The organism is Sphingopyxis selenitireducens, assembly GCF_051550705.1.
Classification (GTDB): domain Bacteria; phylum Pseudomonadota; class Alphaproteobacteria; order Sphingomonadales; family Sphingomonadaceae; genus Sphingopyxis.
Map to the genome: position 1 here is coordinate 175661 of NZ_JBPULG010000005.1, position 18776 is coordinate 194436.

16 protein-coding genes and 1 tRNA gene are annotated in these 18776 nt (G+C 61.2%); 6 read left to right on the forward strand and 11 right to left on the reverse strand.

Features of this window, described 5'->3' with window-relative positions:
* Positions 1-6 precede the first annotated feature (6 nt).
* A complete protein-coding gene (gene hutU, locus ACSYDV_RS16930; RefSeq protein WP_438324997.1) occupies positions 7-1674 on the forward strand; it encodes a urocanate hydratase in 1668 nt (555 codons plus the stop codon).
* Positions 1674-2231: a HutD/Ves family protein gene (locus ACSYDV_RS16935; RefSeq protein ID WP_438324998.1), complete on the forward strand. Its 558-nt coding sequence runs from the start codon at positions 1674-1676 to the stop codon at positions 2229-2231. Before hutU ends, ACSYDV_RS16935 begins: the two co-directional genes overlap by 1 nt.
* Here ACSYDV_RS16935 and ACSYDV_RS16940 read toward each other — a convergent pair.
* The 6 genes from ACSYDV_RS16940 to ACSYDV_RS16965 form a co-directional block, all read right to left on the reverse strand.
* Positions 2228-2734, reverse strand: coding sequence for a DUF411 domain-containing protein (locus ACSYDV_RS16940; RefSeq protein ID WP_438324999.1), 507 nt, complete (start codon positions 2732-2734; stop codon positions 2228-2230). The genes ACSYDV_RS16935 and ACSYDV_RS16940 overlap by 4 nt on opposite strands.
* Positions 2731-3987 carry a copper resistance protein B gene (locus ACSYDV_RS16945; RefSeq protein ID WP_438325000.1) on the reverse strand — a complete coding sequence of 419 codons (1257 nt, stop codon included), beginning with the start codon at positions 3985-3987 and terminating at the stop codon, positions 2731-2733. The genes ACSYDV_RS16940 and ACSYDV_RS16945 overlap by 4 nt, the downstream gene beginning before the upstream one ends.
* Entirely contained in the window at positions 3984-5780 is a 1797-nt protein-coding gene (locus ACSYDV_RS16950; RefSeq protein ID WP_438325001.1) for a copper resistance system multicopper oxidase, read from the reverse strand. Before ACSYDV_RS16950 ends, ACSYDV_RS16945 begins: the two co-directional genes overlap by 4 nt.
* 89 nt (positions 5781-5869) lie before the next feature.
* Positions 5870-6445 (reverse strand): RNA polymerase sigma factor, encoded by a 576-nt coding sequence (locus tag ACSYDV_RS16955; RefSeq protein WP_438325002.1) that lies wholly within the window; start codon positions 6443-6445, stop codon positions 5870-5872.
* Complete coding sequence (locus tag ACSYDV_RS16960) at positions 6442-6879, reverse strand: Spy/CpxP family protein refolding chaperone (RefSeq protein WP_438325003.1); 438 nt, start codon at positions 6877-6879, stop codon at positions 6442-6444. The genes ACSYDV_RS16955 and ACSYDV_RS16960 overlap by 4 nt, the downstream gene beginning before the upstream one ends.
* A gap of 2 nt (positions 6880-6881) precedes the next feature.
* A complete protein-coding gene (locus ACSYDV_RS16965) occupies positions 6882-7148 on the reverse strand; it encodes a hypothetical protein (protein ID WP_438325004.1) in 267 nt (88 codons plus the stop codon).
* Positions 7149-7273: 125 nt separating this feature from the next.
* On the opposite strand from ACSYDV_RS16965, the gene copC reads away from it, so the two are divergent.
* Both copC and copD read left to right on the forward strand, forming a co-directional pair.
* Positions 7274-7657 carry a copper homeostasis periplasmic binding protein CopC gene (gene copC, locus ACSYDV_RS16970; protein WP_438325005.1) on the forward strand — a complete coding sequence of 128 codons (384 nt, stop codon included), beginning with the start codon at positions 7274-7276 and terminating at the stop codon, positions 7655-7657.
* A gap of 4 nt (positions 7658-7661) precedes the next feature.
* A complete protein-coding gene (gene copD, locus ACSYDV_RS16975; RefSeq protein WP_438325006.1) occupies positions 7662-8600 on the forward strand; it encodes a copper homeostasis membrane protein CopD in 939 nt (312 codons plus the stop codon).
* Between the two features lie 118 nt (positions 8601-8718).
* On the opposite strand, the gene ACSYDV_RS16980 is transcribed toward copD, so the two are convergent.
* The 4 genes from ACSYDV_RS16980 to ACSYDV_RS16995 form a co-directional block, all read right to left on the reverse strand.
* Complete coding sequence (locus ACSYDV_RS16980) at positions 8719-11250, reverse strand: hypothetical protein (RefSeq protein ID WP_438325007.1); 2532 nt, start codon at positions 11248-11250, stop codon at positions 8719-8721.
* A 324-nt stretch (positions 11251-11574) separates the two neighbouring features.
* The gene (locus tag ACSYDV_RS16985) at positions 11575-12186 is read right to left on the reverse strand and encodes a PraA/PraB family alkane oxidation protein activator (protein ID WP_438325008.1); all 612 of its coding nucleotides are present in this window, start codon (positions 12184-12186) and stop codon (positions 11575-11577) included.
* Between the two features lie 65 nt (positions 12187-12251).
* Positions 12252-12818 (reverse strand): PraA/PraB family alkane oxidation protein activator, encoded by a 567-nt coding sequence (locus tag ACSYDV_RS16990; protein WP_438325009.1) that lies wholly within the window; start codon positions 12816-12818, stop codon positions 12252-12254.
* A gap of 305 nt (positions 12819-13123) precedes the next feature.
* On the reverse strand, positions 13124-16330 hold the full coding sequence (locus ACSYDV_RS16995) for a TonB-dependent receptor (RefSeq protein WP_438325010.1): 3207 nt from the start codon (positions 16328-16330) through the stop codon (positions 13124-13126).
* A gap of 472 nt (positions 16331-16802) precedes the next feature.
* Here ACSYDV_RS16995 and ACSYDV_RS17000 point away from each other — a divergent pair, with 472 nt between their 5' ends.
* Together ACSYDV_RS17000 and ACSYDV_RS17005 are read left to right on the forward strand one after the other, a co-directional pair.
* On the forward strand, positions 16803-17315 hold the full coding sequence (locus ACSYDV_RS17000; RefSeq protein ID WP_438325011.1) for an RNA polymerase sigma factor: 513 nt from the start codon (positions 16803-16805) through the stop codon (positions 17313-17315).
* Positions 17312-18319 carry a FecR family protein gene (locus tag ACSYDV_RS17005; RefSeq protein ID WP_438325012.1) on the forward strand — a complete coding sequence of 336 codons (1008 nt, stop codon included), beginning with the start codon at positions 17312-17314 and terminating at the stop codon, positions 18317-18319. The genes ACSYDV_RS17000 and ACSYDV_RS17005 overlap by 4 nt, the downstream gene beginning before the upstream one ends.
* 303 nt (positions 18320-18622) lie before the next feature.
* Here the strand turns inward: ACSYDV_RS17005 and ACSYDV_RS17010 are convergent.
* Positions 18623-18696, reverse strand: a tRNA-Gly gene (locus ACSYDV_RS17010).
* Positions 18697-18776: the final 80 nt, after the last annotated feature.

The following is an 18776-nucleotide window of genomic DNA, read 5'->3' on the forward strand; positions in this document are numbered from 1 at the left end:
ACCACCATGACCCGTCTCGACAACAGCCGCATCATCAAGGCGCCCACGGGAACCGAACTCTCGGCCAAGAGCTGGCTGACCGAAGCGCCGCTGCGCATGCTGATGAACAACCTCCACCCCGATGTCGCCGAGCGGCCAGAGGAACTGGTCGTTTATGGCGGCATCGGCCGCGCCGCGCGCGACTGGGAAAGCTATGACAAGATCGTCGATACGCTGCGGCGGCTGGAGGGTGACGAAACCCTGCTCGTCCAGTCGGGCAAGCCGGTCGGCGTGTTCCGCACCCATGAGAATGCACCGCGCGTGTTGATCGCGAACTCAAACCTCGTCCCGCACTGGGCGAATTGGGATCATTTCAACGAACTCGATAAGCGCGGGCTTGCGATGTACGGACAGATGACCGCCGGATCGTGGATCTATATCGGCACGCAGGGCATCGTTCAGGGCACCTACGAGACCTTTGTCGAGATGGGGCGCCAGCATCATGGCGGCAGCCTCGCGGGCAAATGGCTGCTCACCGCCGGTCTTGGCGGCATGGGCGGCGCGCAGCCGCTCGCGGCGGTGATGGCGGGCGCGTCGTGCCTCGCGATCGAATGCCAGCCGAGCCGTATCGAGATGCGCCTGCGCACCGGCTATCTCGATGCCGCCGCCTCGACGATCGAAGAAGCGATGGCGCTGATCGAGAAGAGCTGCGCCGACCAGAAGCCGATCTCGGTCGGTCTACTCGGCAACGCCGCCGAAATCCTGCCCGAACTCTACCGCCGCGGCATCCGCCCCGATCTGCTCACCGACCAGACGAGCGCGCATGATCCGGTCAACGGCTATCTGCCCGCCGGCTGGACCGTCGCCGAATGGATCGACAAGCGCGAAAGCGATCCGGCAGCGGTCGCGAAAGCCGCCAAGGCGTCGATGGCAGCCCACGTCCGCGCGATGCTCGATTTCCAGGCAGCCGGGGTTCCGACCACCGACTATGGCAATAATATCCGTCAGGTCGCGAAGGATGAGGGCGTCGAGAACGCTTTCGACTTCCCGGGCTTCGTCCCCGCCTATATCCGCCCGCTCTTCTGCCGCGGCGTCGGACCGTTCCGCTGGGCCGCGCTGTCGGGCGATCCCGAGGATATCTACAAAACCGATGCCAAGGTGAAGGAACTGCTTCCTGACAATGAGCATCTCCACCGCTGGCTCGACATGGCGCGCGAGAAAATCCAGTTTCAGGGCCTCCCCGCGCGCATCTGCTGGGTCGGGCTCGGTGATCGCCACCGGCTCGGCCTCGCGTTCAACGAGATGGTCGCGAACGGCGAACTCAAGGCGCCGGTCGTCATCGGCCGCGATCATCTCGATTCCGGCTCGGTCGCCTCGCCCAACCGCGAGACCGAAGCGATGCGCGACGGCACCGACGCGGTTTCGGACTGGCCGCTGCTCAACGCCCTCCTCAATACCGCGAGCGGCGCGACCTGGGTGTCGCTCCACCATGGCGGCGGGGTCGGCATGGGCTTTTCGCAGCATAGCGGCATGGTGATCGTCGCCGACGGCACCCCCGAGGCGGCCGCGCGCCTCGAGCGTGTGCTGTGGAACGACCCCGCGACCGGGGTGATGCGCCACGCCGATGCGGGCTATGACATCGCGCTCGATTGCGCGCGGGAGAAAGGCCTCGACCTGCCCGGCATCACGGGGTGATGCCGGTCCGGCACCTGCCGGCGCGTGCGCGCATCGCCCGCGCATGGCGGAACGGCGGCGGCGTCACGCATGACCTCGCCCTGTTCCCCGAGGGTGCGGGCGACGAGGATTTTCTGTGGCGCGCCAGCATCGCGACGATCGCCGTCGACGGGCCATTTTCACCCTGGCCCGGCGTCGATCGCGCGTTGATGTTGCTGGACGGCAAGCTGAGGCTCGCGATCGGGGACGATGAACGCGATCTCGAAACAGGCGACCCGGCCCGGACGTTTGCGGGTGAGGAAGCAGTGTCCGCCCGCCCGCTCGGTGGCGCATGCACCGTCCTCAACCTCATGGCGCGGCGCGGAGAGGCGCGCATCATGCTGGAGCGTTGGACAGCCGGGCGCCCAAGCGAGGCCGATCAATTGCTATTGCTTGCGGAGAAAGCCACGATGATCGGGCTGGACGCCCAGTCGATCACCCTGACCGCGCGGGATGCGCTGCTCCTCGCGGCGACAGAGGTGACCGGACTCGCGTTCGATCACCCCGTCATCGTCGCCGAAATTTTCATCGGCGCCTAAGCGGTATAAACGACCGCCGCCCCCGTAGCGTCAAACGCCATCACGTCGAACGTATCGACGCTTCCGTCGGGCATTTCCATCCCCGGCGAACCCCGCGGCATGCCGGGAACGGCAAGACCGACGATATCGCGCGGTTTGTCGCGCAGCAGCTTGTCGATATGCTGCATCGGCACATGCCCCTCGATCACATAGCCCGCGATGATCACGGTGTGACAGGAGGCCAGCTCGGCGGGAACGCCGTGCCGCACCTTGATCTCGGGCATGTCGGGACGACTTTCGACCGTCACGTCATAGTCGGCTTTCTTCGCAATTTCGGCCCAGGCGGTGCAGCAACCGCATTCGGGATCGCGATAGACGAGCATATTTTTCGCCCCGGGGGATGCGTCCGCCGCCTTATCGGCGACCGGCGCTGCGGGCGCGCTGTTGCAGCCCGCCAGCACAACCCCGCCCGCCACGGCCATCAGACCGAGCAGGCTTCGCCGGCTATATTTCGCGGAGTTCAAAACCATGTCTTTACACCGACCACCAGACTCGTGCTTTCAGCGCCCTCGCCAGCGATCCGGGCAAAGCGCGCGGTATCGCCAAGCTTGCGGCTCCATTCGACGCCGACATAGGGCGCGAACTCCTTGACGATCTCATACCGCAGTCGCAGCCCGAGCGCGACATCCGACACACCGGACCCGATCCCGCTTTCAGGAACATCCTGTAGTGCGAAGCTCACCTCGGCCGCGGGCTGCAAAACCAGCTTCTGGGTGATGCGCTGGTCATATTCGGCCTCAAAGCGGCCAAGCAGGTCGCCCTTGTCCGACAGGAACAAGGCGCCCTCAACCTCGAACCAATAGGGCGCGAGCCCCTCGAAACCGATCGTCGCATAGGTCCGGTCGGCGCCGGGTCCGAAATCCTGACGGACACCCGCCTGCGCATTGAAATAGGGACCGATCGCCCGGCTGTAGAGCAGCTGCGTTTCGGTGCCCCCCAGCCCCTCGCCAAAGGCGCCCTCGCCCTCGCTCTTGATCGTCAGCCGGTTGATGTCGCCGCCGTACCAGACTTCGCCATTCCAGCTGAAACCGTCATGACCCTTGCGCGACTGATATTCGAGGTCGAAGCTGGTGTAGCCGATCAGCAGCCCCCCACTTTCGACCATCATCGCGTGGCGCGCATGCTCCATTTCGGCTTTGGGAAAAATGCGGTCGGCGTACCAGTCGGTCGGCGGCGGCGGAGCGGGCGCATCGCCCGCGGGCAGGTCGGCACCGACCGCGCCGGGCGCCGGGGCCGCCGCCTTCGGCGTGCAATGGCCCATGGCGGCATGCTCAGGCGCACAATCGGGATCGGCTGCCGCGGGAGCGGGCGCATGGTTGTCATGTGCGGCGGGCGCAGGAGCGGCTGCCTTGGGGGTGCAATGCCCCATTGCGGCATGCTCAGGCGCGCAGTCGGGATCGCTGGCCACTGGCGCAGCCGGATGATCGCCGTGCTCTGCAGGCGCCGTATCGTCGTCGAGCGTGCAATGGCCCATCGCCGCATGTTCGGCGGTGCAACCCGAATTGCCATCGGCCGGCGCCGCTTTGGGTTCGCCATGCGCGCCGGTGGCGCTGTCCGTCTTTGGGGTGCAATGGCCCATCGCCGCATGCTCAGGGGCACAGTCGGGATCGGCAGCAGGTCTGGCAGGCGCATGGCCGCCATGTCCCGGCTGGGCGGCGGCGGGGGCTGCGAAAGCGATCGCCGACAGACCGGCGAGCAGGGTCCAGGCGCGGGTCATGCGGCGTCTCCACGCGGACGGACGCTGACAACGCGCATCATCCCCGCATGCATATGATAGAGAAGATGGCAGTGGAACGCCCAGTCGCCCAGCGCGTCGGCGGTAAAGTCGAAGGTCGCGATGCCGCCCGGCTGGACTATCACGGTGTGCTTGCGCGGCGAATGATCGCCCTTCCCCGTCACCAGTTCAAAGAAATGGCCGTGCAGGTGGATGGGGTGGACCATCATCGAATCGTTGATCAGATTGACGCGCACCCGCTCGCCCTCAAGGAAAGGGATGGGTTCGTGATGATCGGACATTTTTACGCCGTCGAACGACCACATGAAGCGTTCCATATTGCCGGTCAGATGGATATCGAGCGAGCGTTCGGGCGCGCGGACATCGGGGTTGCGATCGAGCGACTTCAAATCGTGATAGGTCAGCACCTTGTGACCGACATCTTCCAGCCCCTGCCCCGGTTCGCCCATCCGGTCGATCGGCATCGGTGAAATCGACTGAACGCTGGGATCGCGCTTGACCTGCGGCGCGACGCTGAAGTCGCGCATGCTGTGGTTCATCGCGCCGCCGGCGGCAGCACCATGGGCCGAATGGTCGGCCGCCCCGGCCTCGGCGGTGGGGGTGCAATGACCCATCGCGGCGTGTTCGGGGGTGCAGGCGGCATCGCCTGCCGCACCTCCGGCCATCGCGCCCATGCCCATGTCGGTCATCGTCGCAAGCGGACGCTTGCGCAGCGGCGGAACCTCCGCCGCCATTCCGGCGCGCGGCGCCAGTGTCGCGCGCGCCATGCCCGACCGGTCGTTGACCTCGGCCACAAATGTATAGGCGCGGTCGTCGGTCGGGGTAACGATGACGTCATAGGTTTCGGCAACGCCGATCTGGAACTCGTCGATTTCGACCGGAACCACGTTCAGGCCGTCGGACTGCACCACCGTCAGCCGCAGTCCCGGAATACGGACGTTGAAGATCGACATCGCCGACGCGTTGATGATTCGCAGCCGGACGCGCTCGCCCGGCGTGAACAGCGCGGTCCAATTGTCGCGCGGACCATAGCCGTTAACGAGGAAAGTATAGGTCGATCCGTTGACGTCGGCGACGTCGGTCGGGTCCATGCGCATCGCGCCCCATTCGACGCGCTCTTTCAGCGACTGATCCTTGCCCGCGAGCAGCCCGCCGAGCGTCTGGCGCTGCATGTTGAAATGGCCGGGGTTGACCTTCAGCTTGCGGAAAATCTCCTCGGGCGAGATCCGGCTATGATCCGACAGCACGATGACATGTTCGCGGTCATGCGCGACAGGATCGGGGCCGGCGGGATCGATCACGATCGGGCCGTAATGGCCGATCTGCTCCTGAAGCCCCGAATGACTGTGGTACCAATAGGTCCCCGACTGGACGACCGGAAATTCATAGACGAAGGTCGACCGCGGCTTGATGCCGGGAAAGCTGACGCCCGGAACGCCGTCCATATGGAACGGCAGGATCAGGCCGTGCCAATGGATCGAGCTATCCTCGTCGAGGTCGTTGACGACGGTGAGCTTGGCCGTCTGCCCTTCCTTCAGGCGAACGAGCGGCGCCGGGACGGTGCCGTTGATGCCGATCGCGCGGCTGACCTTGCCATCGACGCGCATCGTCTGGCGCGCAATGCGCAGCGTGATGTCATTGCCCGATACGACCGGAAGCGGTGCGACGATCCCCGGCGATACGGGCTGCGCCCATGCCGGGAACCATGCCGCCAGTCCGGCCACGGTCCCTCCACCCAATGCTCCACCGACAAAATGACGCCTGTTCATACGCATATTGGTTCAACTGTTCCTTCTTGTTCCTATTGCCATACGCGGATGAACGGAGCGCCCCTCACCCCCAAAGGCGAAATCCGCCGCAGCGGCTAGTTCGGGGTGCCGTCGGAAAGTAACGCCTTGAGCCGTGCCCGCGCGCGATAGAGACGCGTTTCGATCGTCTTTTCGCTGACCTGCAGCATATCGGCCGCCTCGACCTGGCTCAGCTCCTCCAGCCCGCGCAGTACCAGCACTTCGCGCAGCTTCGCCGGCAGTTGCGCCATCGCGGCGCGGACCCGGGCCATTTCGGCGCGCCCGGCCGCCTCGGCATCGGGCGCAGGGCCGTCGCTCGCAACGTCATGCGCACTATCGAGCGGCAGCGCCCGCGCGAAGAAGGAACGTACCTTGCGGCGCCGCGCCCAGTCGCGGCATTTGTTGAGCGCGATGCGGGCGATCCACACCCGGAACGGGCGGTCGCCGTCATAACGATCGAGCGCAGCAAAGCCCGCGACGAACGCCTCCTGCGTCAAGTCCATCGCTTCGTCGCTATCACCGATATTGCGATAGATCAGGCGAAAGACCGGTGCCTTGTAGCGTGCCAGAAATTCCCGATACGCATCCTGCCGGCCGGCCTTCGCCAGCGCCGCCAGCTCGCGGTCGCTAATCTGCGAGAGGTCGGGGGTCACCGCGCATCGGCGGTCAGCGCCTTGACCACGCTTTTGTCGAACATTTCCGCCTGTTCGGGATTAAGTATCCCGCGCATCGCAAACAAATGCTCCAGCGTTTCCTTCTGCAGCGTTCCCATCACCTCATGCGTGTGGTCGATCGCCTCGGTGACCTGCGGGCCATAGCCATGCTCAGCCTCGATCGCCCGCGCAAGCCGGACATTAGCCGCACGCATTTCCTGTTCGCGCGCTTTGCGCCGCGCAGCAAACTCCGCTTCGATCCGCTCGATCTTCGCATGCTGATCGTCGGTCAGCTCCAGCTGGCTGTGAAGCAGCGCATGCAGTTCGGTTTCGCTGGCGCGTGGCGCGTCGAAAACCTGCCGGCCGACGAAGACGCCAGCCAACGCGGCAACGAACGCGACCAGCCCGACAAGCAGCAAACGGCGCGACGGCATCGTCAGTGTGTATCCAGCAGGGTCGACGGCGCCAACGCGTTCACCGGACCCAAAGGCGAAATCGGGCTCGCAGCCACGGCGGGCGCCGATACTGCGCTGCCGGCGACGATCCCGCCACCGAGTGAGATAAAGGCGGCAAGCGCCATCAGCCGCCGCGTCGCAAACGCCTCGCGCTGACGGCCCGCCAGGGCATACAAAATCCGGTCATCAAGCGCGTCCAACCCCTCGGGCAGGTCGACCGCTTTCAGGGTGTGAAGCTGTTCGTCCATCGGATTTTCCGTACTTCCTTCTTTTCCTCATACGCACCCGCGCGCGCTACCCCTCAAAAGCGAAAAGCTGAGGGCCGCAGGAACACTATGCGTATTAGCAGGACAGACAGATATTTGGAGATATTATGTTCAAGTCTTTTCTCCCCTCCGCGGCGATTGCCTTTACCCTGCTGCTGACGCCGGCCTCGGCGCACGCACATGCGAAACTCGTGGCATCGAGCCCGACCGCGAATGCAAGCGTGTCGAAAGTGGCCTCGGTCCGCCTGACCTTCAATGAAAAACTGATCGCCTCCACCGTCCGGGCCGAGCTGGTGATGACCGGAATGCCGGGCATGGCCAATCACGCGCCGATGAGGATGCCGACAACCGCCCAGATGGGGAAGGATGGAAAATCGATGACGCTTCTGCTCAAGCGCGCGCTCGTTCCCGGCACCTACAAGGTCAAATGGTCAGCCGCCGGCGCCGATACGCACCGCATGGGAAGCGAGTTCAGCTTTACCGTGAAGTAAGGGGGTGCCCGACCTCCTCCTCGTCGGCATCAGATTCGCGCTCTTCGCCGACCTGATGCTCGTCGTCGGGGTGGCGGGCTTTCTCCTCTACGCGCCGACCACCGAAGACCGCTTCTCGTGCGAAATCATGTCCGGTTTCTGGCGCGCGGTGCGCTGGCTCTGCGCGCTTGGCTTGCTGATTTCGACGGTCGGCATGGTAGTCCTCACCGCCACCATATATGGTGTTGGCCTCGATGCCCTAGACCACCGGATGTTATGGGAACTCGCCCTTCGCAGCGATGTGGGTAAAGCGTGGCTCTGGCGAACGGCGGCACTGTTGCTGGCGTTCGCCGCCACACTCCTCGCCGGGAAATACCCGGTAGCGACGGCGGGAACCATCGCGGCGGCCGGTGCGGTTTCGCTCGCCAGCCTCGTCTGGTCGGGCCACGCCGGCGCCAGCGAAGGCGCGATCGGCATGATCCATCGCATCAGCGACGCCCTCCACATGATCGCTGCGGCAGTGTGGATCGGCGCCATTGCCGCCTTTTTGATATTGCTCGCGCGCCCCACGCCCGCGCGCCTCGACCTTGCCGCACGAAGCCTCGACCAGTTCTCACAGCTCGGCACGATCTGCGTCCTCATCATCGCCGCGACGGGCCTCATCAATGGTCAGATCGTCATCGGTGTGTCCGGGATCGGCGCATCGCTCGCGGCACCCTATGGGCAGCTCCTGCTCGCCAAGCTCGCGCTGTTCATGCTGATGCTCGCACTCGCGGCGGCGAACCGCTGGCGCATCGTGCCCGCGCTGAAACAAGCACTTGCCATGAATGCCCCCGGCGCAGCAGTCCGCACCATGCGGCGAAGCCTGCTCGTCGAAGCGCTCGCCGGTGCGGCAATCCTCGCACTGGTCGCGTGGTTCGGGATGCTCGATCCCTTTTCTTCGCCGCCGCCAACTATCAGATGATCGGCGCCTGGCGCATTGCTTCACCTATTGTCGCCTCACGATCAAATACGGTGGCACGAGGGGCCTCAGGCTGCCCGGCCATAGTGATCAGCGCAAATTGGCGTTTCCGCTCACCGACCTAAAATCTTTTGCGCACGGTCATCCGCACGGTGCGGCCGAGCGGGTCGATCTCGCTGCGGCTGTAGCCCGCCGGGATGCTGCCGTCGTCCAGCCTGACCCGGCGATAGCCGTTGAAGAGATTTTGAACATCGAATGACAATTTGAGATCGTTGAGCAAGGCGCCCTTTTCCACTTTGCCCAATAATCGCTCCGGTTCGAAAAACATCGATGCGTTGAAGAGCATCGGCGGTTTGAAACGAAATCTCCCGTCCGCATTCGGCACGCTGGCGGGGCTGCTCCAACTGCCATTCACGCTGGCGCCGATACCTCGCTTTCCGACAGTCATCTGCAGCGAAAGGCTGTGGCGGGACTGACCGCTGTCGACCAACCGATCGATGACGGGAACACCGGAACGGGTCTGCAGCTCGCTTTTCAACTGCATGCTGTGGTTGAGCGAAACGGAGAATTGCAGCGGGTTTGCCGACGTTGGCTTTCCTTCGCCAGATCCACCCGGAAGGCGGAGCGCAATGCCGGAACTCAGCCCTGCGTCCGTCTCGCGCGCCAGATTGATCGGACGGGCATCGACCGCGATCAAGCGCCCGTCCGCATCGCGCGTCACCCTTTCGGAAAAGGCGGCCTCGATAACCGGCGTCAATTCGGGAAGCGAAGCTATCGCGCCTTTTGAAACCGATTGACGATAGGTGAAATTGAGTGACAGCACCTGACTATCGAAGGGCCGCACCGTCGCGTCGATCGACAAACCCTGCCGACTCCCTCCGCCCAAGTCGGGATTGCCTCCCGTAATCCAGACGGGCTCTGCAACTTCCCCACGGGCATAGTCGAAAATCCGGTTGGTCGTTGTGACGACCGGACCATGGAGCAATTCGAACGAGGGCGATATTTCGGAATAGTCGAGGGATGCCCGCAACTGCACCATCGAGAGGGGCGACCAGTTCACGCCGCCGTTGAACAGCTTTTGCAGCGGATTCTTTGATACGGTCTGCGCGCTCATCGACAGATCGACAGAAAGATCTCCCAAAGGCCCGATCTCAGCGTCTCCCTCTCGGGAGATCGGTATGCTGAGCGAAAGTTGTCCATTGACCTGTCCTTGGGTCGACTTGTTTATCTCAGCCGGACCGCCACGATTGTAGCTCCGACGACTTTCGCTGCGACTACGGCTCGCGTTGATCGAGAAACTTGAGCTGATCGGTCCAGCCGGCAGGTCAACAATGTTTTTCTGGACCTGCGCCCGGCCACTCAAGCTTTCACTGCGACTATGGTTGCGGCTGGCCAGCAACAGACTGTCATCCCAAATGCCATAAGGGTTGAAGTCTGCCGTGCCGGCATCGATCAGTTGCTGGACTCGCGCAACATCAATGCCGGTTTCGAACAGGCTGTCGCTCCAGTTCCGCGAATAATCCACGCCCAAACTTGTCTGCCAACCGCCGATCGCGCCGTTTAGTGTCAATGAGCCCCCGAGCGATTTTGAACCATTTTCCGTGCGAAGCGGCCTATCGCCCGCGAAAGGTCGGGTCAGCATGACTTTATCGGCAAAGGGCGACCAAGGGCTCCCCACCGGAATGACCACCGATGCCATGGACAGGCCCCGCAATCCGGCGCCACTGCTCTTGTTGGCGTTGAGATTCAGCGAGACTGAAAACGTGCCCAGAGGGCGGGTCACGCCGATATTCAACGACATGTTGCGCCTAAAGGGCTGAAATGTGTCGAAGGCGTTGGGATCGACGTCATGCCGCTCATTGGCCGTATCGACGAAATCCAAAAGAGCCGGTTTTCCGGACATTGCCTCCATCGGTATCGCAGCAACAGTGACCAACTTGCCCGCTGCGCCGCTCAAGGCAGGGTCTATTTCATCGCCGTTGATAGCGGAAATAAAGCCAATACTGTCGAAGCTTCCCGCCGGCCTCGGGATGTTTCGCGCATCTTTACGAAGTCCGCTGTCGCGACCGATGCGCGCCTGCGCATTCCACCGTGTGTCCCCGCTAATCGTACTACGCCCAACTGACAGGTCCCCGCCAAATTGGCCGCCGGCTGTCGCAAAATTGGCGCCGGCATCGACGTTCAGCATCGAAAAATTCTTTTTGAGAACCAAATTGACGACGCGCTTGTCGGCGCTTTCGCCATACAGCGCCGCCGCCTCCGGCTTCAGCACTGCCAGCCGCTCCAACGCTTCGGCAGGATAGGAAAGGATTGAACGGTCGAACCCCACAGGCTTGCCGTTGATCAGGATAACCGTTTCTTTGCCGTCATCGATAAAGGGGCCAAGCCGCTTCATCAGATCATCGATGTCATCGGCCCCGTGGCTGGCAATTTCCTCTTCACTGAACTCGGTTTCGGCCGCGACCTTGGCTTCACCCCTTCGACCGGCGGTGACGACGATTTCAGCGTCGGACGATGGGTCGCCAGTCGAGGGCTTTTGCGGCGGCGGCGCTACGGCGCCAATCTGTGCTTCATCAGCCGCAGCGGCCGCGACCGGGCAGAGCCCCGCAGGAAGCGCAACGGAAGACAATATGGCGAGACGAGCCAGCTTCATCAGAGGGTGCCAGTGTTTTGCAGTTATCCGCACCCCCGAAAAGTGACCGCGTCCGGATTTCGATCTGGGCGGAGCAAGCGAAATTGATCACATCACGAAACGGCCCAACCGAATCCAGTTTGATAGCTATTGCTATCTAACGTTCAATTCAAATGGAAAAATCGAGCCTGCCGATCTGTATGAAGTTCTGCTTTCGTGCAATCCGCCTTCCCTTGGCTTTGCCGACAGCTCCGATTTGAGAATAGAGCGGGCGCGCGGTGATCCATATGCCCGTCAGATCGGGAAACCGCCAAACTGCCCGGATGGCGGTTCCCCCGACAAAGGTCAGATGGCGATGTCGAGATTTGCCGAACCCGAAACCTGAGTAAGGGTTCCGATGATCACGCAGGCGGGAGGGCCTGGAAGGTCCGACTTGGTGGCCGCAAATGAAATCTGCGGCGACAACCCTGGAAGCCAATAGGCCTTGAGCACGCCTTGGCAAACGCCCGGAAGAAACGGGATATTCAAACGTACTGTCGAAAACCACAACTCATCCGCCGCACTGCCGGGGCTACCCGTACCAACAGCATCCACGGAGTAGCTCAGGTTCGTTAAACTGATCCCCGGGCAGATGGGACCGCCACTCAAGACGGGCCCGGCATTCACGTTGGCGGCATTGCCAAAAGTGCTAACGCCCGTAACGACGATGCTGAGCGCCAGGTTACATGCGATGGGGGGAGCCAACCCCTTCTGTATCGTGACCGGTCCCGAAAATGCGTAGGTTCCGTTGTTGGGGCCAAAGGTGTCCGCCTGAGCGATGCCAGGGCTGGCGAGCGCAAGCGCCGCCGCGCACAAAGAAACAATATTCCTCATATCCGATCTCCACGTTTTTGTTAAATCAAATAAAAATTCTAACGTTTCAATTTGAAAATGAAGCGGGCGCACGGTGACCCGCACGCCCGCCAAGTCCAGGAAACCGCCATCCAGACTGGACGGCGATTCCGAGAGGAAGATTAGGAAGATTAGGGCGTGATCACGAGGTTAGCCCCGCCCGGACCCGAAGTCTGGGTAAGGGTTCCAATAATCTTGCAGGGGGGCGGACCCGAAACACCCGGAATGTCAGAAAAGGGCGAATCAAATTCAATCTGCGGTGGCGAGCCTGGCAGCCAATAGACCTTGAGCACGCCCTGGCAAGCGTCGGCGGGATTGCCGCCCAACGGCGGGATATCCACACGCACAGTCGACATCCACAGCTCCTCCGCCGTGGTGGGCACGCCGTCTGTGTTAACCGCATCCACCGAGTAAGGCAGGTTCGAGAAAGTGAGCGCCGTGCATATCGGACCGCCAGTCAAGACAGGCTTGGATCCGGCAGCGGCGGTCACGTTGGCCGCATTGGTGCCAGTCCCGGCGCCCGTGACGACGATGCCAAGCGACAGGTTGCACGAGGTCGCGGGGCTCAAATTCTTCTGCACAGTAACAGCACCCGCGAACGTGTAGGTTCCGTTGTTGGGGCCAAAGGTGTCCGCCTGAGCGATGCCAGGGCTGGCGAGCGCAAGCGCCGCCGCGCACAAAGAAATAATATTCCTCATTTCAACTCTCCCAATATTTCCGATACTCTCCATGTACCAATGATTGGTACATGGAGAGTATGACAACACCAGAAAAATCGTCAATTTTTTTGAAGTTCACTTTGAACTATAATTCAATTCATATTGAACTATTATTATAGTTTTCTAAAAAATGAAAATATGAAAACCTAATATAGGAAATAGTTTTTCCAGTTATTTAATTTACTATGAAAATATACTTCATATTCCATTTACCGAAATGGATCATCACAGTTTTCCATAAGTCCGCACACAACCGATAGCGCAGCGAGACGCACGCACGGCCATCAGAACCGCTTCGTCGCGCTGAATCCGATAATGCGCGGATCGAGCGTGAAGACATTGGTACTGAGCAGCGAATCGTCGCTGTTGGTGAAAAAATCGGTGATCGGCGCATCGTCGAACAGATTTTTGACATAGAGCTGGAAAGCGAGGTCGGAATCGGGCCGCGCCAGCGTCACCGTCAGATTGACATTGTCCCACGCCTTCAGCCGGTCATAGCTGGTGCTATAGACGCGCGCGTAGCTTTTCGACTGGCGGTAATAATCGCCGCGGAAGGTAAGATCCCAATCACCGAAGAAAAAGCTATATTGCCCGCCGATATTGGCGGTGAACCGTGGTGAATTGGGCAGTTCATTGCCCCCGAGATCGGCAAAGAAACCGCGCCCGCCATTGGGCGCGCCGCTGACCTGACTGCGCCAGGCATTGGGATTCGCCGGATCAAAGGGGACAATCGCGCCGACCTTGGAGGGGTCATAGGGCGCAAGCGGATCATAAGAGATGCCATAGAGTCGTGCGATGGCACCAAGCGGGGTGGTTGGGTCAAAATTCCCGAACTCTTTGGACTGGCCGCACAGTGCATAGAGTGCACTACCAATTTGCTGGGTGCCATTTGGATCTTGCAACACTTGTTCAACATAGGCCCGCGGCGCGATGCAGTTCGAGGGCACCTGAAGGAAGGGGCGAAGCAGTACCCACTCGCTATTACCCTGAGTGCGGTTCATTACGTCAATCGACTGCGCGCCCTTCTTGATCCGCGTCTGCAGATAGCCAAAATTGGCGTCGACACGGAACGCCCGCGACGGGCGCCATGCCGCCTCGAGTTCGAGTCCCCAACTGGTCGCGTCGAAATTCTCGTTGAGCGCGATACGGTCGACGATCTGCGAGACCTGATATCCCTTATAGTCATAATAAAAGGCGGTGGCATTGAGCGTCAGCCGCCCGCCATCGAAGCTGTTCTTGGTCCCGATTTCGAACGCGTTGACATATTCGGGCTTGAAGGTCGGCGAAATATCCGAAAACTGGACGTTTTCGCGGTTGATGCCGGGACGCGCCGGATTGGCGCCACCGCCCTTGTAGCCGTGCGAAGCCGAAGCGTAGATCAACGTGTCGTCGGTGAATGCCAGATCGGGTTTCCAGTCGATGACCAATCGCCCGGTTGGCTTCGACCAGCGCTGGTTCAGCGGGTCATTCGCCTTATAACCGCCACTGAAGCTGCCGCCGCTGGCGCCCGTGCCACCGCCGCCAAGAAGGAGTTGGCTGGGATAAAGGATCGCGCGCTTGTCATCGCGGGTGAAGCGCAGCCCGGCGGTGACTTTCACCGCATCGGTAACATTCCAATATGTTTCGCCGAATATCGCCCAGGATTTCGTCCGGACATCGTTACGGCTGCGGAAATAATTATGCCCCTGCTCATCAAGCGAACCGATCGGATTGGGATCGACATAGACACAGTCGCGACCAGTCACGTCGGGCGGGCAATCGCGATAGCGAAAGAGGCTGCCGGGAGCTCCGTCATCCAGCCGGTTGTTCCGGTTATAGGCAATGAAAGTATAGAGATTATTGAAGACGAAATAATCGTCCTGCGATTTGAAGTTCAGATAATTGACGCCGAGATTGAAATTGAATGGCCCGTCGAACGATGATTGCAGGCGAAATTCCTGCGACCACTGCCGGTTACGTGACCGGCTGAGATCCATCGCCAGCATCCGGTCCGAACAGCCGAGCTGATGGTCGCAGAATATGCCGCCCGGCGCGGCGTGCGATTGGTCAATCGGCAAGGCATTGCGGCGACGATCAACCAATCCCAAGGTGTCGGTAAATACCGGCGCCGAGACATAGCGGTTGTAATCCTGTGTGGAGTAATAGCGGTCGCGTGAATAGGCGGTCTGCGACACAAGTTTCAGCCCGTCGCTCACATCAAAATCCAGATTGAACTGGAAGACGTCATTTTTCGCACGGAAGACCGGATCGATACTCGTCGCGACCTCTCGCAGGTCGCGCGACTGCTCGACACCTGCATAGGGATCGCCGGGCTTCAGGCCCGAGACGATCGAACGGGCACCGCTCGGCGTATATCCCATATAGACATATTCGGTCGAGCCCGCGACGATCGGAGCGTAGCCACTGGCGTTGGGCGCACCATATGAGCGCTCGTCATAGAGTGAGACAGGCAAACAGCCTTGGCTCAGCCGCCCGCGCAGATCATATTCCTTGTTGCCGAACAGCTCGGTGCGCGTCCCGTCGGGTACCCGAATTCCGCCCACCGTCGTCGGCCCCGGATCGCGCGCGCACAACTGCTTGCCGGTACGCGAACGATTGTCGTCTTCCTCGAAATGCTGCCAGATCGCGTTGACCTTGAACCGGTCGCTCGGCTCCCACTGGGCCGACACGCGGGTCGACCAGAGATCGCGGCCGTTGATGCGGCGCTCGGTGAAGCTGTTGTAGTCGAAGCCGTCGCGGCTGGTCAGTGCCCCCGCAGCGCGGATCGCCAGCGTGTCGGTCAGCGGCACGTTGATCATGCCCGACACGCGCATCGTGTCATAGTTTCCAACCTCGACCTTTGCATCAAGGCCGAAATCAGGACCGGGAAGCGCTGGAATGATATTCACCACGCCGCCCGTGGCGTTGCGTCCGTAGAGCGTCCCCTGCGGTCCGCGCAGGACCTCGACCCGCTGTACATCGAAAAACTCGGATTCGAACAGACGGTTTCGGATCAGCGGGGTGTTGTTGAAGCTCACCGCCACCGCAGGGTCAGTCGAGGCGGATACCGCCTTCGTCCCGATCCCGCGGATCGCGATGTTATACGTGCTGAAATTGCCTTTGGAAAAGTTCATGTTCGGTACCGCGCGCAGCAGTTCGGAACCGCCTTCGATCTTGCGGTCGTCAAGCGCAGCGGACGATAGCGCCGTCATCGCGATCGGCACGTCGCCGATCTTTTCTTCCTTCTTCTGCGCAGTCACCACGATCTCGCTGTCACTCGGCACATCAGCGGCGCTGGTCGGCGACGGGCCGGGTGCTGGCGCAGCCTTTCCCGACGGCGTGACCACGAAAATGCTACCTTCGCGGCGGAAGCTGAGCCCCGTTCCTTCGAGCAATGTGCGCAGCGCGGTTTCCGGGTCGGCCCGCTTGCTGTAGCCGCTTGTCCGCTTGCCGGTGACCACTGCCCCGTCGGCCATGATCGTCATGCCGCTCTGAACACCGAAGTCGCGCAAGGCTTTTGCCAGCGGCTGGGCCGGGATCCGATAATTTGTGACTGTTTCGCGTGCGAAGGCCCCACCGCCCGACAAAGCCAGGCAACCGATTGCAACACTGCTCAAGAAAAAATGATTCAAACCGCGTGAACGCAGACGCATGTTTACCCTCCCAAAGTCCCTGTATCGGGGTTATTCCCCGTTTATTGACGCCGGTCGATTGACGTCAGAAATGTTGACGCAAGATTTCAGAATAAGGGGGGATGGCGATCGAAAATATCCTATCCGATATGGATATATTCGCTGGACGATTTCCACAAACGCAATAAACCACGGCGTTGCCGATAATACTCCCCCCTGTTTCCTCCACCGTGCGTCTACCCTTTCGGGCACGAACGGCGTGCGGATTTTCGTGGATTAATCTTCGTGGGGAAATGACGTTGGGCTTTCAGGAAAACGCGTTGCCTCCATCACTGAAGGACACGGCTTGTCCATGACCGCCGCGCAACCGGACCGCGATCTTTCGGCATGGATGTCAGCCTATGGCCCGGGACTGCGCAGCTTTTTTCGGCGCCGGGTGGCGGAAGCCGATGTCGAAGATCTGGTGCAGGACGTGTTCGTGCGGCTGCAAGCGGCGCAACTGAGCGAACCGATCGAGAATGTCGAAGGCTATTTATTCGCGACCGCACGCAATGTGTTGATCAGCCAATATCGCAAACAGGCGGTGCGGCCAGCGCTGCTTACAGGCGAATGGCTGGACCATTATGAACTGGCCGACCAGATTTCCCCCGAACGCATTGCCATCGGGCGACAGGAATATATGCGCGTTCTCGACGCCATATTGAACCTCCCGCCCCGGGCGCGGGAGGCGTTCCAACTCCACCGTTTTGAACATTTAACTTATCAGGCGATCGCGCAACACATGGGAATTACCAAAGATTCAGTGAAGGAACTGATGCAGCGAGCATTGCTGAATATCGCCCAGGCGATGGAGGCGGACGCATGATCGGCGATCAGGAAAAGCGTCCGACCTCCGCGCAAGCCCAGGCTGCGCATTGGCTGAGCCTCCGGTTGTCGGGTGATATGACTCTGGACGACGAATATCATTTTCGCGCCTGGATCGACCTCTCCGACGATCATCGCGAGGCATATCGTCTTGTCGATCGGGCGTGGACCGTCAGCGCGGCTATCGCAGGCGATCCGGCGCTGTCCGTCATGCACCAACCGACCATCGCGAAACCTGGCGTCTTCACGAGACGTCGGCGCGCTCTGTCCATGGCTGCATCGTTGCTGCTTGTGGTCGGACTGGGCTGGACAGCCCTACCCTATTTTGACGTCCGCTCCGGCAATCACGCCGAAGACGCCCAGCAACAGGCGTTCCGGACCGGGACCGGGCAACGGACGCGCGTGACGCTTCCCGACGGATCGGTGGTAACACTCGATGCCGAAACCGAGTTGCGCCTTCGGAGCAGCGCGACCGAACGGCGGCTGGATCTGATTCAGGGCCGCGCCTTTTTCCGCGTCGCGCACAACCCCAACCGCCCGTTCGTCGTTTATGCCGACGGCAAGAAAGTGCGCGCGATCGGCACCGCATTCGAGGTCAGCCTGGATCGCGGCAACATGGTCGTGACCCTGACCGAGGGCAAGGTTCGGGTCGAAGGCGCAACCACCGGATCGGGCGGAGGCGCCGATCTGGTGCCGGGACGTCAGTTGGTGGTCGGATCTGACCTCGACTGGACGCTCCGGCGGGTCGATGTGGCCAAGGAAACCAGCTGGACCCAGGGTCGCCTGATTTTCATGCACGACCCGCTGTCCAAGGCGATGGCCGACGTCAATCGCTATTCAACCAGAAAGCTTGTTTTCGAGGGCGGAACGGTTCCCGACAGACAGATCGTCGGAGTGTTTGAGGCAGGCGACGTCGAAGGCTTTGTAAAAGCGATAGAGCTTCAAGGCATTGCGCACCGCACCACCTCTACGAGTGACGAGATTCTGCTTGTCGGCGACGAATAGAGACCGGGCCCACAGCGGCGGTTGACGGCGATGATCGCGCGCATCGAAAGCCCAATCGAGGCTTGCGCCCACAAAGGCTGCACTATCGGCCCACTTGTACGGGGGGCTGCGTCGCGAATCGCGATTTCCGTCAGCGCCCTTACCGGGGGCTTCTAACGCCCCTAATCGAGGGCGCCCAATTAGCCTCTCTGGCGGGAGCGGATTGACACCGGGCATTGGTGAAAGCTGACCGCGAAAACCCGCTCAACTATGGCCAATTTCTGTAGCTTGGGAGTCTTGGCCGGGCGACGGGGGCCGGAAACCTGGAGCGGGTAGCGGGAATCGAACCCGCCTAGCTAGCTTGGAAGGCTAGAGCATTACCACTATGCTATACCCGCATCTCCAAGGTCGGGGGCGATTGCCATTTTGCTTGGGTCCCGTCAAGCACTCGCGTGAAACAGCTAGCGGCCGCCATTGA